The organism is Burkholderia pseudomultivorans (genome assembly GCF_001718415.1).
Taxonomy (GTDB): domain Bacteria; phylum Pseudomonadota; class Gammaproteobacteria; order Burkholderiales; family Burkholderiaceae; genus Burkholderia; species Burkholderia pseudomultivorans_A.
This window is the reverse complement of sequence record NZ_CP013378.1, coordinates 4,485,133-4,509,484: the sequence shown is the minus strand read 5'-3', so window position 1 is coordinate 4,509,484 and position 24,352 is coordinate 4,485,133. Positions and strand designations below refer to the sequence as shown.

Genomic DNA, 24,352 nt, shown 5'->3' with positions numbered 1-24,352 from the left:
GACCGATCGCGGCCCGACCGGCATCAACGACGCCGCGTGCGCGACGCTGCCGCGCGGCCCGCCAGGAGCAAGGAAATACGATGGCCAACCGGCTGCAAGTGATCTATATCGAAGACGATGCGCTCGTTCGCCGGGCGAGCGTGCAGAGCCTGCAACTCGCGGGATTCGACGTCGCCGGCTTCGAATCGGCCGAGGCGGCCGACAAGGCGATCGTCGCCGACAACGCGGGCGTGATCGTCAGCGACATCCGGCTGCCCGGCATGAGCGGGCTCGAACTGCTCGCGCAGTGCCGCGAGCGCGTGCGCGACGTGCCGGTCATCCTCGTCACCGGGCACGGCGACATCTCGATGGCCGTGCAGGCGATGCGCGACGGCGCGTACGACTTCATCGAGAAGCCGTTCGCGGCCGAACGGCTGATCGAGACCGTGCGGCGCGCGCTCGAGCGGCGCGAGCTGGTGCTCGAGAACCATGCGCTGCGACGCGAGCTGGCCGGCCAGAACGTGGTCGCGCCGCGCATCATCGGCCGCAGCCCGGCGATCGAGCAGGTGCGCAAGCTGATCGCGAACGTCGCGCCGACCGACGCGTCGGTGCTGATCAACGGCGACACCGGCGCCGGCAAGGAACTGATCGCGCGCAGCCTGCACGAGCTGTCGCCGCGCCGCGACAAGCCGTTCATCGCGGTCAACTGCGGCGCGCTGCCCGAGCCGATGTTCGAGTCGGAGATGTTCGGCTACGAGCCCGGCGCTTTCACGGGCGCCGCGAAGCGCCGCGTCGGCAAGCTCGAATACGCGTCCGGCGGCACGCTGTTCCTCGACGAAATCGAAAGCATGCCGCTCGCGCTGCAGGTGAAGCTGCTGCGCGTGCTGCAGGACGGCGTGCTGGAGCGGCTCGGCTCGAACCAGCCGATCCGCGTTAACTGCCGTGTGGTCGCGGCCGCGAAGGGCGACATGAGCGAACTGGTCGCGGCCGGCACGTTCCGGCGCGACCTGCTGTACCGGCTCAACGTCGTGACGATCGCGCTGCCGCCGCTCGCCGAGCGCCGCGAGGACATCGTGCCGCTGTTCGAGCACTTCATGCTCGACGCGGCCGTGCGCTATGGCCGCCCCGCGCCGGTGCTGAGCGACCGGCAGCGCGCGAGCCTGATGCAGCGCGACTGGCCCGGCAACGTGCGCGAGCTGCGCAACGCGGCCGACCGTTTCGTGCTCGGCGTCGCCGACATGCCGCAGGAAGCAGGGGCGGCCGACGGCGATGCCGCGAACGAGCAGACGCTGAAGGAGCGCATCGAGCAGTTCGAGCGCGCGGTGATCGCCGAGGCGCTGAACCAGACGGGCGGGGCGGTGGCCGCGACGGCCGATCGGCTGCACGTCGGCAAGGCCACGCTGTACGAGAAGATGAAGCGCTACGGGCTGTCCGCGAAAGGGGATGCCGAGCGCTGAAAAGCAAACGGACCGCAGAACCGGGTGTCCGGTCGTGCGGTCCGTGGCGCGGGCGCGTGTCTTGCGCGTTCTGGCCGGGTGCTCAGGCCGCGTTGCCGCCGAGCGCCTTCTTGAGCAGCGCGTCGAGTTCCGCGAACTGCGGTGCGCCGACGTAGCGCTTCAGGATCTTGCCGTCCTTGTCGACGACGAAGGTCGTCGGCGTGAGCTGCACGTTGCCGAACTGTTTGGCGACGCTGCCGTCGTCGAGCGCGACCTTGAACGGCAGCTGGCGCGTCTGCGCGTAGTTCGCGACGTACATCGGCGGATCGTAGTTCATCGCGACCGCGACGAATTCCAGCCCCTGGCCCTTGAAGCGGTTATAGGTCTCGACCATCTGCGGCATTTCCTGCATGCAGGTCGCGCAGCTCGTCGCCCAGAAATTCACGAGGTAGACCTTGCCCTTCAGGTCGCCGGCCGTCGACACCTTCTGGCCCGACAGCAGCGTGAACGTCGCGTCCGGCACGCTGGACTTGCCATTGAACGCAAAAAAGCCCGCGACGGCGATGGCCGCGACGATGACGGCGGCGGCGATGTAGCGGACGGGGCTGCGGCCCTGGGCGGGAGGCGTGTTGTTCATCTGCGGGGCTCTCGGAGTCGGTCGATGACGCGAAGCGATACAAAGGACGGCGAAATTCGGCGTCTATTTTAGCGCGAATGCGGCGCGTGCATCGGTGGCCGCCGCGCATCCCGCTCCCCGCGTTCGACGCATAATGGGCGTTTTGCCTGCCCGACCCGCGCCATGCCGAAGGAATTCGCCGATTCGTTGCGTCCCTTTTTCACCCCGCTGCGGCGCTTCGCCGCACTCGCGTGCGCAAGCGTCGCGCTGGCCGCCTGCACGCCGTCATTCGACTGGCGCACGCTGCACAACGACGCCGGCTATACGATCGACCTGCCCGCCAAGCCGACCGTCGAGGACCATCCCGTCACGGTCGGCGGCGCGTCGATGCCGATGCGGATGCAGGCCGCGCACGTGGACGGCGCGGTGTTCGCGGTCGGCTCGCTGACGCTGCCCGACGACCGCGACGACACGCGCCGGGCCGCGCTCGACTTCCTGCGCACGGGGCTGTCGCGCAACCTCGAAGGCGCGCCGCAGATGGCCGCCGTGTCCGTGCCGCTCGCCGCCGGCGGCGCGGTGAACGGGATCGAGCTGCGGGTCGCCGGCGCGGCGGCCGGCGGCGATCGCGCGCGCAAGACGATCGTCGCGCGCTTCGTGGCGCGCGGCCGGCATGCCTATCAGGCGGTGGTGATCGCCGACGGGCCGCTCGCGCAGGAGCAGCTCGACCAGTTCTTCGGCTCGTTCAAGCTCGACTGATGGCGGCGGCGAGGGCGCTCTGACCCAATGTGACAACTGAAAGTTCATTCGCAACTTTCGGTGCTAATCGCCGGATTTTGCGGGGGTTTTTCAGCTATCCACAGCGGATGTGGATAACTTTGTGGAAAGATCGCCCGAATCGGCCGCGAAGCCAGACCGGGCGGCCCTCCGGCCCGTTTGGGCGTTTGTCCGGGTTTCCAGAAAATTCAATAAAAACAAAGGGATGCGAATTTGACTTCGGACAGTGCGCGAAGCGCCTCGATTCGGGGCTGGATGCGTGGAATTGTGCATAAGTCAAGTCTTGACAGGCGAATTTTGTCCAAAGTGGCGCCTCAAGGCGGCGCCAGCGCCCGCCGATAACGGATCGCCTCCGCGATCTGCGCGGCCGTCGGCAGCGGGTCGCCGTTCAGGTCGGCGATCGTCCGCGCGACCTTCAGGACACGGTAATACGCGCGCGCGGACCAGCCGAAGCGCTCGCCGGCCTCGCGCAGCAGCCGTTCGCCTTCGTCGGTCGGCCGGCACAGCGCGTCGGTCTCGCGCCCGCTCAGCATGTGGTTGGTCTTGCCCTGCCGGGCGAGCTGGCGCGCCCGCGCCTGCGCGACGCGCGCGGCGACCGCGGCGCTCGGCTCGCCCGGCGTCGACAGGCGGGCCGCCAGTTCGGCCGGCGACAGCGCCGGCAGCTCGATCTGGATGTCGATGCGGTCGAGCAGCGGCCCCGACAGCTTGCGCAGGTAGCGCGCGGCGACCTCGGGCGAGCAGCGGCAGCGGCCGGACGGATCGCCGAGCCAGCCGCACGGGCACGGGTTCATCGCGGCGATCAGCTGGCATGCGGCCGGGAAATCGGCCTGCTGCGCCGCGCGCGAGATCGTGATGCGGCCGGCTTCGAGCGGCTCGCGCAGCATTTCCAGCACGTGCCGGTCGAATTCGGGCAACTCGTCGAGAAACAGCACGCCGAGATGCGCGAGCGTGATCTCGCCCGGCTGCGGCGGATTGCGGCCGCCGACCAGCGCGGCGGCGCTCGACGAATGATGCGGCGACCGGAATGGGCGCCGACGCCACTGCGCGGGCGAGAAGCCGAGGCGGCTCGCCGACAGCAGCGCGGCCGAGCTCAGCGCCTCGTCGTCGGTCATCGGCGGCAGCAGCCCCGGCAGCCGCGCGGCCAGCATCGACTTGCCGGCGCCCGGCGGCCCGACCATCAGCATGTGGTGGCCGCCCGCGGCGGCGACTTCGAGTGCGCGTCGCGCGCTGCGCTGGCCGACCACGTCAGCGAGATCGGGCGCGGCCGGCACCGGCAGCCCGTCGAGGCACGGCGCGTCGACGGGCGCAAGCCGCCCGTCCGGCGCACCGGCGAGGTGCGCGCACAGCGCGGGCAGGTCGGGTGCGCCGAATACGGTGACGCCCGGCACGAGCGCGGCCTCGGCGGCGCTGGCGAGCGGCAGGTACAGTTCGGGCGCGCGCGATGCGGCGCCGGCGTCCGGGCCGATTCCCCACGCGCCGCCCGGATCGGGCGCGATGCCGCCGCGCAGGCCGGAATCGGCGTCGCGGTCCGCCGCCTGCCAGTCGCGCGCCACGCCGCACGCCATCGCGAACGCGCCGCGCATCGGCCGCAGTGCGCCGGTCAGCGACAGCTCGCCCGCGAATTCGCGGCCGGCCAGCGCGTCGGCCGGGATCTGGCCGTTCGCGGCGAGGATGCCGAGCGCGATCGGCAGGTCGAAGCGGCCCGACTCCTTCGGCAGGTCGGCGGGCGCGAGATTGACGGTGATGCGCCGCACCGGGAATTCGAATCCGCAGTTCTGCAGCGCGGCGCGCACGCGCTCGCGGCTTTCGCGGACTTCGAGATCGGGCAGGCCGACGATCGAGAACGACGGCAAGCCGTTGGCGAGATGGACTTCGACGGTGACGTCCGGCGCGCGGCCGGCCGCCGGCGCACGGCTGCGCACCACGGCGAGCGACATGGCAAGGCTCCTGTATACGGTCGGGCGGCGGCCGTTGGGGGCCGCGAGCCGCGGAGGGCTGAGGATTCGGAGCGCGCTTGCCGGCGTGGCGCGGGGAACAACGAGGGACTGCGGAACAACGAACTACGAAGAGCGAGGTACGACGGGGAACAGCGGGGCGACTTCCGGGTGGCGGGCCGGGCCGCGCGGGGCGGCCCGGCCCGGACCTGTCGGTCGGGTGGGGGCGTCAGGCCTGGGGCGCTGCGAGCTTCTGCTCGAGTTCCGCCACGCGCTTTTCGAGTTCCTCGAGGCGCACGCGGGTGCGGGCGAGCACCTGGGCCTGCGTATCGAATTCCTCGCGCGTGACGAGATCGAGCTTCGAGAAGCCTTGCGACAGCATGGCCTTCACGTTGCGCTCGACATCCTTGGCCGGCGAGTTTTTCAGCAGGTCGCTGACGCGCGACTGCAGATCGTTGAAAACGTCGCTGGGTTGCTTCATGTGATTCCCCTTCCTTGCACAAAAAATGTGCATCTTCAGTTGCATACGTGCCCATGATGCACGCATGACCGGAATTGGTGCGTCCGAAGCGCGGATTCCGGGCATGGCGCCCGCATGGGTGAATGTCCCGGTCAGTCGGGACGTGCGTGCACTCTAGCAACGATCCTTTCCCGGCGCCAGCAAACCGGCCCACGTTGGCCGTCCGGCCGGGGTTTCGCGCCCGTCCGGAAGGGATGCGACCCCGTGTGAAAGCCATTCGACAAGGGCCTCGCGCAGACATGGCATGCGAGTTGCTGAAGAGAACCCGTCACACATCCAACCCATGCGACGGGGCAACCCAGCGAGAGGACTTCATGAAACTCATTACCGCAATCATCAAGCCGTTCAAGCTCGATGAGACGCGCGAGGCGCTGTCGGCCCTCGGCGTCTCCGGCATCACGGTGACCGAGGTGAAAGGGTTCGGGCGCCAGAAGGGGCATACCGAGCTGTACCGCGGCGCCGAGTACGTGGTCGATTTCCTGCCGAAGATGAAGATCGAGGCGGCCGTGTCCGACGATCTCGTCGACCAGGCCGTCGAGGCGATCGAGCGGGCCGCACGCACCGGCAAGATCGGCGACGGCAAGATTTTCGTCACGCCGATCGAGCAGGTGATCCGGATCCGGACCGGGGAGACCGGCGCAGACGCGCTGTAACAAACAAGACGAGCGACAAGAGGAAACCCAAGATGCGCAAAGTTCTGATGTCCCTGCTGATGGCCGGCTCGCTGATCGCGGCCGGTGTCGGCCCCGCGCTCGCGGACGACGCGGCGTCCGCTGCGGCTGCGTCCGCGCCTGCCGCTTCGGCGCCCGATGCGTCGGCCGCCGCCGCACCCGCGGCCACGGCCTCCGCCGCGCCCGACGCTTCGGCCGCCGCCGCCGCGCCGGCTTCGGCTGCCGCTTCGGCTCCGGCCGATGCATCGGCTGCCGCCGCGGCCGCGCCCGCCGCACCGACCGCGCCGTTCTCGGTCGATTCGTCGAAGATCAGCGCGGGCGACACCGCGTGGATGCTGACGTCCACCGCGCTCGTGCTGTTCATGACGATTCCCGGCCTCGCGCTGTTCTACGCAGGCATGGTGCGCAAGAAGAACGTGCTGGCGACCGTGATGCAGAGCTTCGCGATCACCGCGCTGATCACGGTGCTGTGGACGGTGGTCGGCTACAGCCTCGCGTTCACGCCGGGCAACGGCTTCATCGGCGGCCTGTCGCGCGTGTTCCTGCACGGCATGAACTACATCAAGGGCGACAAGGCGACGACGCTGACCGTCAGCCATCTCGCGACGACGATTCCGGAATCGGTCTACTTCGTCTACCAGATGACCTTCGCGATCATCACGCCGGCGCTGATCTGCGGTGCGTTCGCCGACCGCATGAAGTTCTCGGCGATGCTGGTGTTCATGACGCTCTGGTCGCTGATCGTCTATGTGCCGATCGCGCACATGGTGTGGGAGCCGACCGGCTGGCTGTCGGCCGACGGCGTGCTCGACTTCGCGGGCGGCACCGTGGTGCACATCAACGCCGGCATCGCAGGCCTGATGTCGTGCCTCGTGCTCGGCAAGCGCGTCGGCTACGGCCGCGAATCGATGGCGCCGCACAACCTGGTGCTGACGATGATCGGCGGCTCGATGCTGTGGGTCGGCTGGTTCGGCTTCAACGCGGGTTCGGCAGTCGCGGCTGACGGCCGTGCCGGCTTCGCGATGCTGACGACGCAGGTCGCGACGGCCTGCGCGGCGCTCGGCTGGATGTTTGCCGAATGGGTCGCGAAGGGCAAGCCTTCGGTGCTCGGCATCGTGTCGGGTGCGGTCGCGGGTCTGGTCGCGATCACGCCGGCGGCCGGCTTCGTCGGCGTGGCGGGCGCGCTCGTGATCGGTATCGCGGCGGGCGTCGTCTGCTTCTGGTCGGCGACCTGGCTCAAGTCGAAGCTCGGCTACGACGATTCGCTCGACGCGTTCGGCGTGCACGGCGTGGGCGGGATTCTCGGCGCACTGCTGACCGGCGTGTTCGCGGTCAAGGACATCGGCGGCGCCGACGGCAGCCTGCTGCTGCAGGCCAAGGGCGTGCTGATCACGCTCGTCTACAGCGGCGTGCTGAGCTTCGTGCTGCTGAAGCTGATCGACCTGACGATCGGCCTGCGCGTGACGGAAGAAGAGGAGCGCGAAGGCCTCGACGTGATCCTGCACGGCGAGCATGTCGAATAAGCGACAAGGATGTACGGCGGGCGGTCGCGACGACGACGCCCGCTCCGAATGAGCGCAGCGACTTCGACCCGCCTCCCGGCGGGTTTTTTTTCTCCTGCAGCGCGGCCCCGCAGCGGATAACCCTGCACGCTATCGGGTCAATAGCCAGAAACTTCCTCCATATCCTTGTGAAGGCGGGAACAATCCCCAAATGGGCAAGGCAATTGCTCTACAATCTTCATTCTCCCGCTCGCGAGTGATTCATGGTTCCCCACCTCGTTACCGCGTTGAACGGTCCGCTGCTCGAACTCGAGCAGAAGATCCTCGACGCGACGCCTGCGATCGAACGCTGGTTCAGGCTCGAATGGCAGGAACACACGCCGCCGTTCTATTGTTCGGTGGACCTGCGCAATGCCGGCTTCAAGCTGGCGCCCGTCGACGCGAACCTGTTTCCCGGCGCGTTCAACAATCTGCCGTCCGAAGTGCTGCCGCTCGCGGTGCAGGCCGCGATGGCCGCGATCGAGAAGATCTGCCCGGACGCGAAGAACCTGCTCGTGATTCCCGAGCTGCCGACCCGCAACGCGTTCTATCTGGAAAACGTCGCGCGGCTCGCGACGATCATGCGCCAGGCCGGCCTGAACGTGCGCTTCGGCTCGCTCGACCCGAGCATCACCGACATCACGCCGATCACGCTCGCCGACGGCCAGAAGATCGTGCTCGAACCGCTCGAGCGTTCGCAGCGCCGCCTCGGCCTGAAGAACTTCGATCCGTGCTCGATCCTGCTGAACAACGACCTGTCGGCCGGCATTCCGGCCGTGCTGGAAAACCTGCACGAACAGTACCTGCTGCCGCCGCTGCACGCGGGCTGGGCCGTGCGCCGCAAGTCGACGCACTTCTCGTGCTACGACGACGTCGCGAAGAAGTTCGCGAAGATGGTCGGCGTCGATCCGTGGATGGTGAATCCGTATTTCGCGCACGTCGAGGGCGTCGACTGGCAGGCGCATGAAGGCGAGCAGGCGCTCGCCGACGCGATCGACGGCGTGCTGAAGAAGATCGCGCGCAAGTACCGCGAATACGGCATCAGCGAGAAGCCTTACGTGGTCGTGAAGGCCGATGCGGGCACCGCCGGGCGCGGCGTGATGACCGTGCACGACGCGGCCGAGATCGGCCGCCTGTCGAAGGCCGAGCGCGCGCAGATGGCCGAGTCGAAGGCCGGCCTCGCGGTGCGCGACGTGATCGTGCAGGAAGGCGTGTATACGTTCGAGCGCGTCGGCGACGAAGTCGCGGAGCCCGTTGTATACATGATCGACCGCTACGTGGTCGGCGGCTTCTACCGCACGCACGGCGGCCGCGAGCGCGACCAGAACCTGAACGCGCCCGGCATGCACTACGTGCCGCTCGGCTTCGAGCACACCGCGCTGCCCGATGCCGGCGCGAAGCCCGGCGCCGCGCCGCCGAACCGCTTCTACATGTACGGCGTCGTCGCGCGGCTGTCGCTGATCGCGTCGTCGATCGAACTGGAAAAGACCGATCCCGAAGCCATCCAGGTGTAACGGACCTTCGCTACGTACAGGACCCGCATGGACATTCTCTTTATCGCCGACCCGCTCGAGCGCTTCAAGATCTACAAGGATTCGACCTACGCGATGATGGCGGAGGCCGCGCGGCGCGGGCATGCGATCTACGCGTGCGAGCCGCGGCAGCTCGCATGGACGGGCTCGGCCGTCGAGGCCGACGTGCGGCGCATCACCTTCGTCGGCGAACTGGACGACCTGCATCGCGAGACCTGGTACGAAGCGGGGCCCGTCGATGCGCGCCGCCTCGAATCGTTCGGCGCGGTGCTGATGCGCAAGGATCCGCCGTTCGACATGGAGTACGTGACCTCGACCTGGCTGCTCGAACTGGCCGAGCGCGCGGGCGCGCGCGTGTTCAACCGCGCGCAGTCGATCCGCGACCATTCGGAGAAGCTCGCGATCGGCGAGTTCCCGCAGTTCGTCGCGCCCACGCTGGTCACGCGCGACGCGAAGCGGCTGCGCGCGTTCCACGCCGAGCACGGCGACGTGATCCTGAAGCCGCTCGACGGCATGGGCGGGATGGGCGTGTTCCGCGTGAAGCCGGACGGCATGAACCTCGGCTCGATCATCGAGATGCTGAGCCACGACGGCACGCGCTCGGTGATGGCGCAGAAATTCATTCCCGAGATCAAGGCCGGCGACAAGCGCATCCTGCTGATCGGCGGCGAGCCGGTGCCGTATTCGCTCGCGCGGATTCCGCAGGGCAGCGAGGTGCGCGGCAATCTCGCCGCGGGCGGGCTCGGCGTCGCGCAGCCGCTGACCGAACGCGATCGCGAGATCGCCGCGGCGCTCGGCCCGGTGCTCGCGTCGCGCGGGCTGCTGCTGGTCGGCCTCGATGCGATCGGCGACTGGCTGACCGAGGTGAACGTCACGAGCCCGACGTGTTTCCGCGAAATCATGGAGCAGACGGGCTTCGACGTCGCCGCGATGTTCATCGACGCGCTGGAGCGTGCGGCCGCGTAGGCCGCGTTCCGCGCAAGACCGGCGGCGGCCGCGCAGGTCCCCCGTCGCCGGCCCGGCATGACCGGCCTGCTACAATGCCCGCTTGCCCGGCGCCGCGCTGCGACGCGCCGAAGGCCCGGCGGTCGGGCCGCTACTGTTGCAAGGCTGAACATGAAACGATCCCCATACTCGCTACGCTCGTTGCCCCGCCGCGGGGCGTCGGCCCGCCAGGGGCGGCAGGGAGCGATCTGACATGGCCGGGATTCTGATCATCGCGCACGCGCCGCTCGCGACCGCGCTGCGGGACTGCATCGCGCACATCTACGGCGGCGTGCCCGCACGCATCGGCTGTATCGACGTGCAGGCGGACAGCGATCCGACCCAGGTGATGGCATTCGCGCACGCAGAGCTCGCGCGGCTCAAGGAAGAGAACGGCGCGATCGTGCTGACCGACATGTACGGCGCGACGCCGGCGAACATCGCGGGCCAGCTCGCAAAGATCGCGAACGTGCGCGTGCTGGCGGGCGTGAACCTGCCGATGCTGGTGCGTGCGGTCTGCTATCGTACGATGCCGCTCGACAAGCTCGTCGACAAGGCGCTGTCCGGCGGGGCGAAGGGCGTCCACGAAGTCGCGGCCGGCACGCCGCCGCCGCCTTCGGAAACCGGTTGCGGGCAGTGCGCGCCGATTCCGCCCGAGCCGCAGCCGCGCACCGAATCACACTGAGCATCCGTTTTAGACCGTGCCGCCGACGCGCGCCGCCGGCGGCCCCGACCGACCCGACCGAGAATCATGCTTCAACAAGAAACCACCATCGTCAACAAATTGGGGCTCCATGCGCGCGCATCGGCCAAGCTCACGCAACTGGCCGGCAATTTCCAGTCGGAAGTCTGGATGTCGCGCAACGGGCGCAAGATCAACGCGAAGAGCATCATGGGCGTGATGATGCTGGCGGCGGGCATCGGCAGTACGGTCACGATCGAGACCGAAGGGCCCGACGAAAAGGAAGCGATGGACGCGCTGCTGAAGCTGATTGCCGACAAGTTCGGCGAAGGGCAATGATCCGACGCACAGGATCGTTTCAGATTCCAGTCAGAATGCCGCGGATTCCGCGGCATTTTTTTCGCCGGCAGCATTGATGCAGAACGCGCAATGCTGCGCTGCATGCAGTCAGCGGCAGCGTGCGGAATTTATAATCGGTATCCGGGGTCATAAGCGCATCGCAGCAGTGTGCCGCGGCTTTACATGTACAGAGGAGGTGCGCGTGTCCTTCACGCTGCATGGCATTCCCGTCTCAAGAGGTATCGCGATCGGGCGAGCGTATCTGATCGCGCCGGCGGCGCTCGACGTCGCCCATTACCTGGTCGAGGCGACCCAGATCGACGCCGAGGTCGAGCGCTTCCGCACGGCGCTCGATGCCGTGCATCGCGAACTCGACGCGCTGCGCGCCGACCTGACCGACGATACCCCGAGCGAAGTCGGCGCATTCATCGACGTACACGCCATGATCCTGGGCGACGCGATGCTCGTCCAGGAAACCATCGACCTGATCCGCACGCGGCGCTACAACGTCGAATGGGCGCTGACCGAGCAGCTCGAACTGCTCACGCGCCACTTCGACGACATCGAGGACGAATACCTGCGCGAGCGCAAGGCCGACATCGAACAGGTGGTCGAGCGCGTGCTGAAGGCGCTCGCCGGTGCGCCGTCCGCGGCGCAGGCGCTCGACGGCGCGGCCGCGAACGGCACCAACGAGATGATCGTCGTCGCACACGACATCGCGCCGGCCGACATGATGCAGTTCAAGACGCAAACGTTTCAGGCCTTCGTCACCGATCTCGGCGGCCGCACGTCGCACACCGCGATCGTCGCGCGCAGCCTCGGCATTCCGGCCGCGGTCGGCGTGCAGCATGCGAGCGCGCTGATCCGCCAGGACGACCTGATCATCGTCGACGGCGACCAGGGCATCGTGATCGTCGATCCGGCGCCGATCGTCCTCGAGGAATATTCGTACCGGCAGTCGGAGAAGCTGCTCGAGCAGCGCAAGCTGCAGCGCCTGAAGTTCTCGCCGACGCAGACCTTGTGCGGCACGCCGATCGCGCTGTACGCCAACATCGAGCTGCCCGACGACGCGAAGGCGGCCGTCGAGGCCGGCGCGGTCGGCGTCGGGCTGTTCCGTTCGGAATTCCTGTTCATGCATCAGAAGGAGATGCCCGAGGAGGAAGAGCAGTTCGCCGCGTACAAGCGCGCGGTCGAGTGGATGAAGGGGATGCCCGTCACGATCCGCACGATCGACGTCGGCGCGGACAAGCCGCTCGAGGCGCTCGACGAAGGCTACGAAACCGCGCCGAACCCGGCGCTGGGCCTGCGTGCGATCCGCTGGAGCCTGTCCGAGCCGCAGATGTTCCTCACGCAGCTGCGTGCGATCCTGCGCGCGTCCGCGTTCGGGCAGGTGAAGATCCTGATCCCGATGCTCGCGCACGCGCAGGAGATCGACCAGACGCTCGACCTGATCCGCGAGGCGAAGCGCCAGCTCGACGATGCGGGGCTCGCCTACGATCCGAACGTGCGCATCGGCGCGATGATCGAGATTCCCGCCGCGGCGATCGCATTGCCGCTGTTCCTGAAGCGCTTCGATTTCCTGTCGATCGGCACCAACGACCTGATCCAGTACACGCTCGCGATCGACCGCGCCGACAACGCGGTCGCGCACCTGTACGACCCGCTGCATCCGGCGGTGCTGCACCTGATCGCGTACACCCTGCGCGAAGCGAAGCGCGCCGGCGTGCCGGTGTCGGTGTGCGGCGAGATGGCCGGCGATCCGGCGCTCACGCGCCTGCTGCTCGGGATGGGGCTCACCGAGTTCTCGATGCATCCGAGCCAGTTGCTGGTCGTCAAGCAGGAGATCCTGCGCGCGCACCTGAAGGCGCTCGAGAAACCGGCGGCCGACGTGCTCGCCGCATTCGAACCGGAGGAAGTGCAGGCGGCGCTGAAGCGTCTCGCGGTCGCGGAGCCGCGCGCGGACGCCGCCGCGTAGCGTTCGCTATCGTTGCACAGTGTCACGCATGCGCGCGCGGCGCATGCGTTCGATGCGCGTCAGTGCCGGCCCCCGCACACGGGGCAGTCGGCCTGGCGCGCGATCTTCATCGTGGTCCATTCCATGCGCAGCGAATCGAGCATCATCAGCCGGCCGTTGAGCGTCGTGCCGATTGCGCCGATCACGCGCAGCGCCTCGGCGGCCTGCATCGCGCCGATGATGCCGACCGTCGGCGCGAACACGCCCATCGTCGCGCACGCAACTTCCTCGAACGGCTGGTCTTCCGGAAACACGCACGCATAGCAGGGCGCGGCCGCGTCGCGGAAGTCGAACGTGCTGATTTGCCCGTCGAAGCGCAGCGCGGCGCCCGATACGAGCGGCACGCCGTGCGCGACGCAGGCGCGGTTGATCGCGTGGCGCGTCGCGAAGTTGTCGGTGCAGTCGAGCACGACGCTTGCGCGCGGCACGTGTTCGCCGAGCCAGGCGTCGTCGACGCGGGCCGCGACCGCATGCACGGTCACCTCGGGATTCAGCCGCGCGAGCGTGTCGCGGCCCGATTCGACCTTGCTGTGGCCGACCGACGCCGTCGCATGCAGGATCTGCCGCTGCAGGTTCGTGAGATCGACCGTGTCCGCGTCGACCAGCGTGATCGTGCCGACGCCGGATGCCGCGAGATACATCGCCGCGGGCGAACCGAGGCCGCCCGCGCCGACGACGATCGCATGCGCATCCAGAAAGCGTTGCTGGGCCTCGATGCCGATTTCGTCGACGAGGATGTGGCGGGAGTAGCGGAGGAGTTGATCGTCGTTCATGGGGCGTGTCGGGCGAAGCGCGCCGCGGGCGGCGGCGCGTGCATGTTCGCGTATTTTAGGCGCGCATGAAAAACGGGCCATCGCGGTCTTCCCGCGATGGCCCGTCGGATGCCGCTCGGCGCTTACTGCGGCGTCGACGCGGGCTTCGGCGCGGACGCCGGCTTCGCGCTTGCGCCCGACGCCTTCGCTGCCGCGGCCGGCTTGCCCGCCGGGCTCTTGGCCGTGCTCTCGGCGAGCAGCGACTTCGATTCCTGGACCGGCTTGCCTTCGAGCTTGTTGAGCGCCTGCTGCATCATGAAGTCGTCGGCGCTGCCGAACTCGATCGGCTTGCGATCGCGATCCTTCTGGCGCTGCTCCGGCGTCTTCTTGTCGTTCTGCTCCTCGAGGATGCGCAGCTGATCCATGCGGCGCTGCTCGCGCTCTTCCTGTTCCTTCTTCTCGTTCGGGTCCTGCGTGTTCGCGAGGTGGTTCGAGTAGTCGACCTCGCGCGTCACGAGCACGTCGTCCGGATCGCCGTCCGCGTACTGATCGACCGGCACGTCGGGCGTGATGCCCTTGTTCTGGATCGAACGGCCGCTCGGCGTGTAGTAGTACGCCGTGGTCAGGCGCAGCGCGGTGTCGGCCGTCATCGGACGGACCGTCTGCACCGAACCCTTGCCGAACGTCGTCTTGCCCATGATCTGCGCGCGCTTCGAATCCTGCAGCGCGCCGGCGACGATTTCCGATGCGGACGCCGAATAGGCGTTGGTCAGCACGACCATCGGCACCGTCTTGAAGATCGGCGGCAGGTTCTTCAGCGGATCGCCGTCGAAGGACGGCAGGCGATAGTTGTCGTAGGTGTCGCGATAGACCTGCTTCGAATCGGGGATCTGGCCGTTGGTCGACACGACGACGGAGTCGGGCGGCAGGAACGCGCCGGCGACGCCGACCGCGCTCTGCAGCAGGCCGCCGCCGTTGTTGCGCAGATCGAGGATCAGGCCCTTCAGGTTCGGCTGCTGGCGCGCGATGTCCTGCAGCTTCGCGGCGAGATCGGGCGTCGTGCGCTCCTGGAAGCTCGTGATGCGGATGTACGCGTAGCCCGGGTCGAGCATCTTCATCTTCACGCTCTGGACCTTGATGATCGCGCGCGTGACCGTGACCGGGAACGTGCGGTCGTCGCTCTTGCGGAAGATCGTCAGCGTGACCTTGGTGCCCGGCTCGCCGCGCATCTGCTTGACGGCCTTGTCGAGCGTCATGCCGCGCACCGGCTTGTCGTTGATGCGCGTGATCAGGTCGCCCGGGCGGATGCCGGCGCGGAACGCAGGGGTGTCCTCGATCGGGGAGATCACCTTGACGAGGCCGTCTTCCTGCGAGATCTCGATGCCGAGACCCGCGAAGCGGCCCTTCGTCTGCTCCTGCAGCTCGTCATAGTCGGTCTTGTCGAGGAACGACGAGTGCGGGTCGAGGCTCGATACCATGCCCTTGATCGCCGCCGTCAGCAGCTTCTTGTCGTCGACCGGCTCGACGTACTCGCGCTTGATCTGGCCGAACACTTCCGCGAACAGGCGGAGCTGGTCGAGGGGAAGCGGCGCCGTGGCGGTCTGCTCGGCCGATGCGGAAATCTGCAGCGTGGCGAACACGCCCGTGGCGAGGCCCGCGGCAATCAGGCCGATGTTCTTCAATTTCATTCGCATAGAGAGTCTGGTGCGGTCGGGAAGCGCGTGGCGGTAGCGGGGATGTAGCGGACAAGTATAACTGTTCGTCCGATTACTCAGTGGAACGGTGCGAAACGGATCCGGCGGATTGCGCCGGCCGGGCCTGCCCGGCGGCGCGCGCAACGCGCTCGAAGCGGGTTCGACAGTGCCCGGGCCGCGAAGGTTCGCGCGGCCCGGGCGGGCCGCACCGCAGGGGGACGGGACCTTAGCCGGCCTTGCCCTGCTTCGCGACGGCGGCCTGCGCCTTCGCGATCGCGTCCGGGTCGCCGAGGTAATAGTGCTGGATCGGCTTGAGGTTTTCGTCGAGCTCGTACACCAGCGGCACGCCGTTCGGGATGTTCAGGCCGACGATGTCGCTGTCCGAAATATCGTCGAGGTACTTGATCAGCGCGCGCAGCGAGTTGCCGTGCGCGGCGATCAGCACCTGCTTGCCGGCGCGGATGGCCGGCGCGATCGACTCGTTCCACAGCGGCAGCACGCGCGCGACCGTGTCCTTCAGGCACTCGGTGAGCGGCAGCTGCTCGCGCGGCACCTTCGCGTAGCGCGGGTCGTTGTACGGCGCGCGTTCGTCGGTCGGCTCGAGCGCGGGCGGCGGCGTGTCGTAGCTGCGGCGCCAGACCAGCACCTGGTCGTCGCCGAACTTCGCGGCCGTTTCCGCCTTGTTCAGGCCCGACAGCGCGCCGTAGTGGCGCTCGTTCAGGCGCCACGAGTGGACGACCGGCAGGTACATCTGGTCCATCCGGTCCTGCACGTGCCACAGCGTGCGGATCGCGCGCTTGAGCACCGACGTATACGCGATGTCGAACGCGTAGCCGGCCTCCTTGAGCAATTCGCCGGCCTGGTAGGCCTCGTTGCGACCCTGTTCGGTCAGGTCGACGTCGACCCAGCCGGTGAAGCGGTTTTCCTTGTTCCACGTCGATTCGCCGTGGCGGATGAGAACGAGTTTGTACATGGATCTTGCGGTCGGTAGTGAAGGAAGCGGTACGCGTCGCACGGCGCCCGAGCCCGGGCGCGCCATCGCGCAAGTCGGTTATTTTATAATGGCGGGATTGTCCTTTTCCGATTTCTCTTTTTCCGGCGGAATTCCGTGAAGTTCTTTACCGATTACACGAACCTGGCCCTCATCGCGATCCTGCTGGTGTCGGGCGGCCTGCTGGCCTGGCCGGCGCTGCGCCGCGGCCGCGGCGGCCTCTCGGCTGCCGAGGCGACGCAGCTCATCAATCGCCGCAACGCGGTCGTGATCGACGTGCGCGCCGCGTCCGAATTCGCGGCGGGGCATCTGCCGTCGGCGCGCCAGGTCGCGGCGGGCGAGATCGGCGCGAAAATTGCGCAGGTGGCGAAGAACAAGAGCACCCCGGTGCTGCTCGTCTGCCAGAACGGCCAGCAGTCGCAGAAGGCGGCGCGCGAGGTCGAGGCGGCGGGCTATGCCGAGGTGCACGTGCTGGAAGGCGGCGTCGCCGCCTGGCAGCAGGCCGGGATGCCGGTCGTCAAACAAGGAGTGGCGAAGTGAACAAGGTTGTCATGTACAGCACGCAGGTGTGTCCGTATTGCATCCAGGCCGAGCGCCTGCTGAAGCTGCGCGGCGTCGAACAGATCGAGAAGGTGCTGATCGACCGCGATCCGGCGCGCCGCGAGGAAATGATGACGCGCACGGGCCGTCGCACGGTCCCGCAGATCTATATCGGCGACACGCACGTCGGCGGCTACGACGATCTGTCGAAGCTCGACCGCGAAGGCGGCCTCGTGCCGCTTCTGCAAGCGGCCTGATTAGGGCAGAATGGCCGCCGGTCGCGCCGCGGCCCGCGCGCAGGATTCATCCGGGGACGCCGGCAGCAGCCGGCGGCCCGTTACCACTTTTAGGGAAACACCATGTCCGACGTCGAAAATCAACCGTTCTTCAACATCCAGCGCGTCTACCTGAAGGATATGTCGCTCGAGCAGCCGAATTCGCCGGCGATCTTCCTCGAGCAGGACATGCCGTCGGTTGAAGTCGAGGTCGACGTGAAGGCCGAGCGCCTGGCCGAGAGCGTGTTCGAAGTCGTCGTGTCGGGCACCGTCACCGCGAAGGTGAAGGACAAGGTCGCGTTCCTGATCGAGGCGAAGCAGGCCGGCATTTTCGACATCCGCAACATTCCGGACGAACAGCTCGATCCGCTGGTCGGCATCGCGTGCCCGACGATCCTGTTCCCGTACCTGCGCTCGAACATCGCCGACGCGATCACGCGTGCGGGCTTCCCGCCGATCCACCTCGCGGAAATCAACTTCCAGGCGCTGTACGAGCAGCGTCTCGCGCAGCTTCAGCAGCAGGCCGGCGCAGCAGGCGCACCGAACGGCGCGCCGAATGGCACGACGCTGAACTGACGTTTCACTGCGGACCGGTGCTGGGTATGAAAGTAGCCGTTCTCGGCGCCGGTGCCTGGGGCACCGCGCTCGCGGGCCATCTGGCCGCGCGGCACGACACGCTTCTCTGGGCGCGCGACGCCGCGCTGATCGCCGGGCTGCAGGCCCGGCACGAAAATTCCCGCTATCTGGACGGCATCGCGCTGCCCGACGCGCTGCGCTACGACGCCGAGCTCGGCGTCGCGCTCGCGCACGGCGCTGCGGACGACGCATTGTGCGTGATTGCCGCGCCGGTGGCCGGGCTGCGCACGCTGTGCCGCGCGATGCGCGATGCCGGCTGCGTGCCCGCCCACGTCGTGTGGGTCTGCAAGGGCTTCGAGGCCGACACGCATTTGCTGCCGCATCAGGTGATCGCGGCCGAACTGCCCGAGCAGCGCAGCAACGGCGTGCTGTCGGGGCCAAGTTTCGCACGCGAGGTCGGGCAGGGTCTGCCTGTCGCGCTGACGGTCGCGAGCGCGTCCGCCGCCTGCCGCGAGCGCACGCTCGCCGCGTTCCATCACGGCGCGATGCGGATCTACACGGGCGACGACGTGGTCGGCGTCGAGGTGGGCGGCGCGGTGAAGAACGTGCTCGCGATCGCGACCGGCATCGCCGACGGGCTCGGCCTCGGGCTGAACGCGCGCGCCGCGCTGATCACGCGCGGGCTTGCCGAAATGTCGCGGCTCGGCGTCGCGCTCGGCGGCCGCACGGAGACCTTCACGGGCCTCACGGGCCTCGGCGACCTGATCCTCACCGCGACGGGCGACCTGTCGCGCAACCGCACGGTCGGGCTGCAGCTCGCGGCCGGCCGGTCGCTGAACGACATTCTCGGTGCGCTCGGCCATGTGGCCGAAGGCGTGCGCTGCGCGCAGGCCGTGCTCGCGATCGCGCGCACGCATGCGATCGAGATGCCGATCACCGAAGCCGTCTGCGGCGTGCTGTTCGACGGCATCGCGCCGCGCGACGCGGTCAGCGGGCTGCTGCGGCGGGACGCGCGCGCCGAGTAACGCCGCGCGCAACGCGCGAAAGCGCACTACGCTTGAACCGTCTCCGGCGTTTTCGGGAGGGTGTCATGCTGCAGATCGGTTCCACCATGCTCGACGCACAGCTCGTCGACATCACGACGCTCGACGTCGACGCGATCGTCAATGCCGCGAACGGTTCGCTGCTCGGCGGCGGCGGTGTCGACGGCGCGATTCACCGCGCGGCCGGCCCCGGCCTGCTCGCCGAATGCCGCACACTCGGCGGCTGCGACACGGGCGACGCGAAGCTCACGCGCGGCCACGCGCTGCCGGCGCGCTACGTGATCCATGCGGTCGGCCCGGTGTGGCACGGCGGCGGCCGCGGCGAGCCCGAGCTGCTCGCGTCGTGCTACCGGCGCGCGCTCGAGCTGGCCGAGGAGGTCGCCGCGACGTCGATCGCGTTTCCCGCGATCAGCTGCGGGATCTACCGCTATCCGGCCGACGAGGCCGTCGACATCGCGGTCGGCACCGTCATCGAGACGCTGCCGCAGGCGCCGAGCCTCGCACGCGTGGTGTTCGCGTGCTTTTCCCCCGACATCCACGCGCTGTATCGCGCGCGGCTCGCGCGCCGTTAGCGCCGGCCGGGCGCCGTCATGCGCCGCCTTCGAAGCCGGCCTGGCGCCACGCCTCGAACACGACCACGGCGACCGTGTTCGACAGGTTCAGGCTGCGGTTGCCCGGCCGCATCGGCAGGCGCACGCGCTGTTCGTTCGCGAAGCGCTCGAGCACGTCGGCGGACAGGCCGCGCGTTTCCGAGCCGAACACGAACCAGTCGCCCGGCAGGAACGCATGGTCGTGGAAACGGCCCGAGCCGCGGGTCGTGAACGCGAACATGCGTGCCGGGTCGGGCGATTCGGCCGCGACGAACGCGTCCCAGTCGCGATGCACCTGCATCTGCGCATATTCGTGATAGTCGAGGCCCGCGCGGCGCATCTTCGCGTCGTCGAGCGGGAAGCCGAGCGGCTCGATCAGGTGCAGGCGCGCGCCCGTATTGGCGCACAGACGGATCACGTTGCCGGTGTTCGGCGGAATTTCGGGGGCGACGAGGACGACGTTGAACATGTTTCGGATCGGCTGGGCCGTGCGCGGCCGGACGGTTCGGCCCGGGCGCGACGGCCGGTTCATGGCGGCCCGGCCGCACGGCGGCGGCCGGCCTTCGATGCTGCTATCTAATTAATCCCTCGCGGTGCGCAACGCAACCAGATTCGTCACGCGCGCGGCGCCGGCCGCCTTCAGCGCATGCGCGGCGGCCGCGAGCGTCGCGCCCGACGTCATCACGTCGTCGACCAGCGCCACGTGGCGGCCCGCGACGTCGCCCGCGACCGCGAAGGCCGCGGCGACGTTGTCGCGCCGCGCGCGCCGGTCGAGCCGGGACTGCGGTGCGGTGTCGGCGACGCGCGCGAGCAGCGTCGCGTCGGCGCGCACGCCGAGCCGGCGCGCGAGCGGACGCGCGATGGCCCACGCCTGGTTGTAGCCGCGCGCGACGAGCCGCCGGTGCGACAGCGGCACGGGCGCCACCACGTCGAAGCCGCCCGCGCCGCGCGTATCGTCGACGAGCCGCGCGAGCCGCGTCGCGAATTCCGCGCCGAGCGCGAGCCGCGCATGGAACTTCAGCCCGCGCGCGAGCCCGTCGAGCGGCGCGCGGTAGTCGGCGAGCGCGAGCGTCGCGTCGAACGGCGGCGGCGCCGTGCGGCAGGCCTTGCAGCGGTATGCGGCGGCGCGTGCGGCGCCGGTGCGCCCGGAGCCGGTATGCCCGAAACCGGTATGCCGGTCGCGCCGACGCGACGCCCCGATGCCGAGCGGCACCGCGCACATGTCGCAGCGCAGCCGCGCTTCGTTCCAGTACGCGGCGTCGCACGCGGTGCAAATCACGGCATGTGACAAATTGCCGCACAGCGCGCAGCGATTCGGCAGCGCGACCGTTGCAATGCGCGCCGCCAGCGCGCGAACCTGCGACAAAACGACGCGCACGGGGCGCGGAACGGAACGACGGACCATCGCGAACACTCCTTGCGGCCCCGCCTCACTGAAGCCCGCGAGGCGAGCGAGTATACTTCGGGCTCTTCGCCAGTGTGCCCGACATGTCCCCAGCTTCGACTTCAACCGGCCGTCCGGCCAATGACGCACGGCGTCTGCGGCGGATCTTCGACCGCCGCGCCGCCACCTTCGACGCGGTCGCGTTCCTGCCGCGCGAGATCGCGCAGCGGATGAACGAGCGCCTCGAATACATCAAGGTCAGCCCGACGGCCGTGCTCGATGCGGGCTGCGGCCCGGGCGACGACCTGCCGGCGCTGCGCGCGCGGTTCCCGGAGGCGCCCGTGTTCGGCGTCGACCTGTCGGGCGCGATGCTCGTGCGGGCCGCGCAGCGCGAGATCGAGCAGACGAGCTGGCGCCGCTGGCTGCCCGCGTCGCTCGGCCGGGCGCTCGGCCAGCGCGGCCCGCGCGTCGCGCAGGCCGACTTCTCCGCGCTGCCGTTCGCGGCCGGCGCGTTCGACCTGATCTGGTCGAACCTCGCCCTTCACTGGCATTCGCGCCCCGACGCCGTGCTGCCCGAATGGCAGCGCGTGCTGCGCGTCAACGGCCTGCTGATGTTCAGCACGCTCGGTCCCGACACGCTGCGCGAGCTGCGCGCGGCCTGCGCGGAGGCGGAAGCGGCGCTCGGCATCGCGCCGAACGCGGCGCGCGTGATCGATTTCGTCGACATGCACGACCTCGGCGACATGCTGGTCGAAAGCGGTTTCGAGATCCCCGTGATGGATCAGGAAGTGCTGACCGTCACCTACAAATCCCCCGATTCGCTGCTGGCCGACGTGCGCCGCTGGGGCGCCTATCCGTTCGAGCGCAGCGCGCCGCGGCAGGCTGCGCGGCGCTTCCGGCAGGCGCTCGGCGACGCGCTCGACGCGCGCCGGCGCGCCGACGGCACGATCGCGCTGACCTTCGAGGTGATCTACGGGCACGCATGGAAAGCCGTGCCGCGCACGACTGCGGAAGGGCACGGAATCGTGCGTATCGAAGACATCGGAAAGGGGCGTCCGAAGAATCGGTAAAGCGGTAAAGAGGGGTTTTGTTATGTCTGAAATTAGCGGTGCAAAGCGGGGTCGAATTGACGGCTGAAATGGCCGGGAAGCTTGTCGCGCTTGGCTCGCGGGCCGATAGCCGCTTGCTTGTGGATGCCATTGAACCCGCCTATAATGCGTCAGCTTGTCGTCCCGGGGTCCCCGCAATACGGGGCGGCGAGTCCGATGCAGGCATGCATCGCATGCCATTCGCGTGAGGCGGCGATGGAAGCAGCGAGGGTTTTGGCGGAGACGGCGGACGACGAACCGGTCCTGAACGACTGGCTCATTAAACGCAACTGTTCGGTGTCGCCGCGCCAGTTCGTGCTGTTTTACGCGTCGCTCGCGGGCTTCTCGCTGGTGATCGCGGCGTTGCTGATGTGGCGGGGGGCGTGGCTCGTCATGCCCTTCACCGGAATCGAATTGCTGGTCGTGGGCGTCGCGTTTGCGATCTACGCCCGCCATGCGGTCGATTACGAGCGCATCAGGCTGTTTCCGCACCGGCTCGTGATCGAGCGGATGGATGCGGAGCGGTTCACGCAGATCGAATTCAACCCGCGCTGGGTGCGGGTCGAGCCGGGCGCGACGCCACGCGACCCGATTCGACTGGTGTCGCGCGGGCAGACCGTCGTAATCGGGCAGCATCTCGCGCAATACAAGCGTGCGCAGTTCGCCGACGAACTGCGCGTGTCGCTCCGGCGCTGCGGCTGACGAGGCAGGCTCGCCGGCAGCAACAGGCAGGCGGCTGGCGACGGGGGAGGGTTTGAATGGAAATTTTGGGTAAGGATGCTATGAAAACAATCAAGCGAGCCCTCACGGGCGTGCTGGCATGCAGCGGATTGCTCTTTGCCGGTGCCGCTCTGGCGGTCGGTGACAGCCCGGGCGGCCCCCGCGTCAATGAAATCAATTTTCAGCCGCCTGTCACGAAGATCGCCGAGGAGCTCTACGATCTCCACACGATGATGCTGATCCTCTGTACGGTGATCTTCATCGGCGTGTTCGGCGTGATGTTCTATTCGATCTTCGCGCATCGCAAATCCAAGGGCCACAAGGCCGCCAATTTCCATGAAAGCACGACCGTCGAAATCATCTGGACGATCGTGCCGTTCATCATCGTCGTGCTGATGGCGCTGCCGGCGACGAAGGCCGTCGTCGCGATGAAGGACACGACGAACGCCGATCTCACGATCAAGGTCACCGGCTACCAGTGGAAGTGGGGCTACGACTACGTGAAGGGCCCGGGCGAGGGCATCGGCTTCCTGTCGACGCTGACCACCCCGCGCGACGAAGTGATGGGCAAGAAGCCGATCACCGACACCTATCTGCAGGAAGTCGACAACCCGCTCGTCGTGCCGGTCAACAAGAAGATCCGCATCATCACGACCGCGAACGACGTCGTCCACTCGTGGTACGTGCCCGCGTTCGGCGTGAAGCAGGATGCGATCCCGGGCTTCGTGCGCGACACGTGGTTCAAGGCCGACAAGGTCGGCACCTTCCGCGGTTTCTGTACCGAGCTGTGCGGCAAGGAGCACGCGTACATGCCGGTCGTCGTCGAAGTGCTGTCGGATGAAGACTACGCGAAGTGGGTGAGCGCGCAGAAGGCCAAGATGGCCGGCGCGGCGGTCGACCCGAACAAGGTCTACACGATGGCCGAACTCGTCGCGCACGGCGAGGAAGTCTACAAGGCGAACTGCGCGGCCTGCCACCAGGTGAACGGCAAGGGTCTCGGCGCGTTCCCGGCGATGGACGGCAGCCCGATCGTGAACGGCCCGATCGCCGGCCACGTCGAGCGCGTGCTGCATGGCAAGGGCGCGATGCCGTCGTGGGCGTCGCTGTCGGATCTCGACATCGCATCGGTCATCACGTACGAACGCAACTCGTGGGGCAACCACAAGAACGACCTGCTGCAGCCGAAGCAAGTCGCCGACGCGCGCAACGGCAAGATGCCGGAAGACACCGCGGGCGCCGCAGCGGCCGCATCGGCACCGTCCGAAGCCGCTTCGGCGCCGGCGCAAGCCGCATCGGGCGCAGCGGAACAGCCGGCCGCGGCAACCTCGGCCGCGCTGTCGACGATCTACTTCGAGACGGGCAAGAGCACGCTGCCGGCCGACGCGAAGGCGGCGATCGCCGCGGCGGCCGACTATGCGAAGGCACATCCGGACGCGAAGCTCGCGCTGTCGGGTTTCACCGACAAGACGGGCTCGGCCGACGCGAACGCCGAACTGGCCAAGCATCGCGCGCAAGCCGTGCGCGACGCGCTGAAGGCCGCAGGCGTGGCGGAAGACCACATTGTTCTCAAAAAGCCGGAAACGATCACGGGCGGCGCCGACGCGAAGGAAGCGCGGCGTGTCGAGATCGGGCCGGCGGCTTGACGTGTCGCTGAGTTAGTCGACGTATTCGCATTAG

At 68.3% G+C, this 24,352-nt stretch carries 25 protein-coding genes; 17 read left to right on the top strand and 8 right to left on the bottom strand.

The annotated features are described in order from the left end of the window. The first annotated feature begins 80 nt into the window (after window positions 1-80). The gene (locus tag WS57_RS33170) at window positions 81-1,436 is read left to right on the top strand and encodes a sigma-54-dependent transcriptional regulator (RefSeq protein ID WP_040128286.1); all 1,356 of its coding nucleotides are present in this window, start codon (window positions 81-83) and stop codon (window positions 1,434-1,436) included. An 82-nt stretch (window positions 1,437-1,518) separates the two neighbouring features. Here WS57_RS33170 and WS57_RS33165 read toward each other — a convergent pair whose 3' ends face one another. Then, complete coding sequence (locus WS57_RS33165; RefSeq protein WP_009691743.1) at window positions 1,519-2,052, bottom strand: TlpA disulfide reductase family protein; 534 nt, start codon at window positions 2,050-2,052, stop codon at window positions 1,519-1,521. 162 nt (window positions 2,053-2,214) lie between these two features. Here WS57_RS33165 and WS57_RS33160 point away from each other — a divergent pair, with 162 nt between their 5' ends. Further along, on the top strand, window positions 2,215-2,787 hold the full coding sequence (locus tag WS57_RS33160; RefSeq protein ID WP_059601028.1) for a hypothetical protein: 573 nt from the start codon (window positions 2,215-2,217) through the stop codon (window positions 2,785-2,787). Between the two features lie 332 nt (window positions 2,788-3,119). Here the strand turns inward: WS57_RS33160 and WS57_RS33155 are convergent, their stop codons facing one another. Both WS57_RS33155 and WS57_RS33150 read right to left on the bottom strand, forming a co-directional pair. Then, window positions 3,120-4,742, bottom strand: coding sequence for a YifB family Mg chelatase-like AAA ATPase (locus WS57_RS33155; protein WP_059512619.1), 1,623 nt, complete (start codon window positions 4,740-4,742; stop codon window positions 3,120-3,122). Between the two features lie 226 nt (window positions 4,743-4,968). Beyond that, on the bottom strand, window positions 4,969-5,220 hold the full coding sequence (locus tag WS57_RS33150) for an accessory factor UbiK family protein (protein ID WP_006489451.1): 252 nt from the start codon (window positions 5,218-5,220) through the stop codon (window positions 4,969-4,971). Window positions 5,221-5,573: 353 nt separating this feature from the next. Here WS57_RS33150 and WS57_RS33145 point away from each other — a divergent pair, with 353 nt between their 5' ends. The 7 genes from WS57_RS33145 (at window position 5,574) to ptsP (ending at window position 12,983) form a co-directional block, all read left to right on the top strand. Next, window positions 5,574-5,912, top strand: coding sequence for a P-II family nitrogen regulator (locus tag WS57_RS33145; RefSeq protein WP_006398175.1), 339 nt, complete (start codon window positions 5,574-5,576; stop codon window positions 5,910-5,912). Between the two features lie 32 nt (window positions 5,913-5,944). After that, complete coding sequence (locus WS57_RS33140; protein ID WP_059482781.1) at window positions 5,945-7,453, top strand: ammonium transporter; 1,509 nt, start codon at window positions 5,945-5,947, stop codon at window positions 7,451-7,453. A gap of 242 nt (window positions 7,454-7,695) precedes the next feature. Then, a complete protein-coding gene (gene gshA / locus WS57_RS33135; RefSeq protein ID WP_009693775.1) occupies window positions 7,696-8,985 on the top strand; it encodes a glutamate--cysteine ligase in 1,290 nt (429 codons plus the stop codon). A gap of 27 nt (window positions 8,986-9,012) precedes the next feature. After that, entirely contained in the window at window positions 9,013-9,969 is a 957-nt protein-coding gene (gene gshB, locus WS57_RS33130) for a glutathione synthase (protein WP_040128279.1), read from the top strand. Between the two features lie 232 nt (window positions 9,970-10,201). Beyond that, window positions 10,202-10,672, top strand: a complete 471-nt coding sequence (locus WS57_RS33125) for a PTS sugar transporter subunit IIA (RefSeq protein ID WP_040128277.1) — start codon at window positions 10,202-10,204, stop codon at window positions 10,670-10,672. Between the two features lie 66 nt (window positions 10,673-10,738). Continuing rightward, entirely contained in the window at window positions 10,739-11,008 is a 270-nt protein-coding gene (locus tag WS57_RS33120) for an HPr family phosphocarrier protein (protein WP_009695680.1), read from the top strand. 202 nt (window positions 11,009-11,210) lie between these two features. Then, complete coding sequence (gene ptsP, locus WS57_RS33115; RefSeq protein WP_059512689.1) at window positions 11,211-12,983, top strand: phosphoenolpyruvate--protein phosphotransferase; 1,773 nt, start codon at window positions 11,211-11,213, stop codon at window positions 12,981-12,983. A 59-nt stretch (window positions 12,984-13,042) separates the two neighbouring features. Here the strand turns inward: ptsP and WS57_RS33110 are convergent, their stop codons facing one another. The 3 genes from WS57_RS33110 to gpmA all read right to left on the bottom strand — a co-directional run bounded on the left by WS57_RS33110 (window position 13,043) and on the right by gpmA (window position 16,441). After that, a complete protein-coding gene (locus WS57_RS33110; protein ID WP_040128276.1) occupies window positions 13,043-13,795 on the bottom strand; it encodes a HesA/MoeB/ThiF family protein in 753 nt (250 codons plus the stop codon). Window positions 13,796-13,917: 122 nt separating this feature from the next. Beyond that, window positions 13,918-15,468 carry a S41 family peptidase gene (locus WS57_RS33105; protein WP_059601030.1) on the bottom strand — a complete coding sequence of 517 codons (1,551 nt, stop codon included), beginning with the start codon at window positions 15,466-15,468 and terminating at the stop codon, window positions 13,918-13,920. 226 nt (window positions 15,469-15,694) lie between these two features. Continuing rightward, window positions 15,695-16,441 carry a 2,3-diphosphoglycerate-dependent phosphoglycerate mutase gene (gene gpmA / locus WS57_RS33100; protein WP_009695676.1) on the bottom strand — a complete coding sequence of 249 codons (747 nt, stop codon included), beginning with the start codon at window positions 16,439-16,441 and terminating at the stop codon, window positions 15,695-15,697. 135 nt (window positions 16,442-16,576) lie between these two features. Here gpmA and WS57_RS33095 point away from each other — a divergent pair, with 135 nt between their 5' ends. The 5 genes from WS57_RS33095 (at window position 16,577) to WS57_RS33075 (ending at window position 19,465) form a co-directional block, all read left to right on the top strand. Further along, complete coding sequence (locus WS57_RS33095; protein ID WP_009695675.1) at window positions 16,577-16,999, top strand: rhodanese-like domain-containing protein; 423 nt, start codon at window positions 16,577-16,579, stop codon at window positions 16,997-16,999. After that, window positions 16,996-17,256 carry a glutaredoxin 3 gene (grxC, locus tag WS57_RS33090; RefSeq protein ID WP_009695674.1) on the top strand — a complete coding sequence of 87 codons (261 nt, stop codon included), beginning with the start codon at window positions 16,996-16,998 and terminating at the stop codon, window positions 17,254-17,256. The genes WS57_RS33095 and grxC overlap by 4 nt, the downstream gene beginning before the upstream one ends. A gap of 102 nt (window positions 17,257-17,358) precedes the next feature. Further along, window positions 17,359-17,850 (top strand): protein-export chaperone SecB, encoded by a 492-nt coding sequence (gene secB / locus WS57_RS33085; RefSeq protein ID WP_006752068.1) that lies wholly within the window; start codon window positions 17,359-17,361, stop codon window positions 17,848-17,850. A gap of 26 nt (window positions 17,851-17,876) precedes the next feature. Continuing rightward, on the top strand, window positions 17,877-18,875 hold the full coding sequence (locus WS57_RS33080) for an NAD(P)H-dependent glycerol-3-phosphate dehydrogenase (RefSeq protein WP_009695673.1): 999 nt from the start codon (window positions 17,877-17,879) through the stop codon (window positions 18,873-18,875). 65 nt (window positions 18,876-18,940) lie between these two features. After that, complete coding sequence (locus tag WS57_RS33075) at window positions 18,941-19,465, top strand: O-acetyl-ADP-ribose deacetylase (protein WP_009695672.1); 525 nt, start codon at window positions 18,941-18,943, stop codon at window positions 19,463-19,465. Window positions 19,466-19,481: 16 nt separating this feature from the next. Here the strand turns inward: WS57_RS33075 and trmL are convergent, their stop codons facing one another. Continuing rightward, window positions 19,482-19,952 carry a tRNA (uridine(34)/cytosine(34)/5-carboxymethylaminomethyluridine(34)-2'-O)-methyltransferase TrmL gene (gene trmL / locus WS57_RS33070; RefSeq protein ID WP_009695671.1) on the bottom strand — a complete coding sequence of 157 codons (471 nt, stop codon included), beginning with the start codon at window positions 19,950-19,952 and terminating at the stop codon, window positions 19,482-19,484. Window positions 19,953-20,063: 111 nt separating this feature from the next. Continuing rightward, a complete protein-coding gene (locus WS57_RS33065) occupies window positions 20,064-20,888 on the bottom strand; it encodes a ComF family protein (RefSeq protein ID WP_069245347.1) in 825 nt (274 codons plus the stop codon). A gap of 83 nt (window positions 20,889-20,971) precedes the next feature. On the opposite strand from WS57_RS33065, the gene WS57_RS33060 reads away from it, so the two are divergent. The 3 genes from WS57_RS33060 (at window position 20,972) to coxB (ending at window position 24,318) form a co-directional block, all read left to right on the top strand. Further along, window positions 20,972-21,937, top strand: a complete 966-nt coding sequence (locus WS57_RS33060) for a methyltransferase domain-containing protein (protein ID WP_059512631.1) — start codon at window positions 20,972-20,974, stop codon at window positions 21,935-21,937. A gap of 195 nt (window positions 21,938-22,132) precedes the next feature. Beyond that, complete coding sequence (locus WS57_RS33055) at window positions 22,133-22,657, top strand: DUF2244 domain-containing protein (protein ID WP_059512633.1); 525 nt, start codon at window positions 22,133-22,135, stop codon at window positions 22,655-22,657. Between the two features lie 56 nt (window positions 22,658-22,713). Next, window positions 22,714-24,318 (top strand): cytochrome c oxidase subunit II, encoded by a 1,605-nt coding sequence (gene coxB, locus WS57_RS33050; protein WP_069245346.1) that lies wholly within the window; start codon window positions 22,714-22,716, stop codon window positions 24,316-24,318. Window positions 24,319-24,352 lie beyond the last annotated feature (34 nt).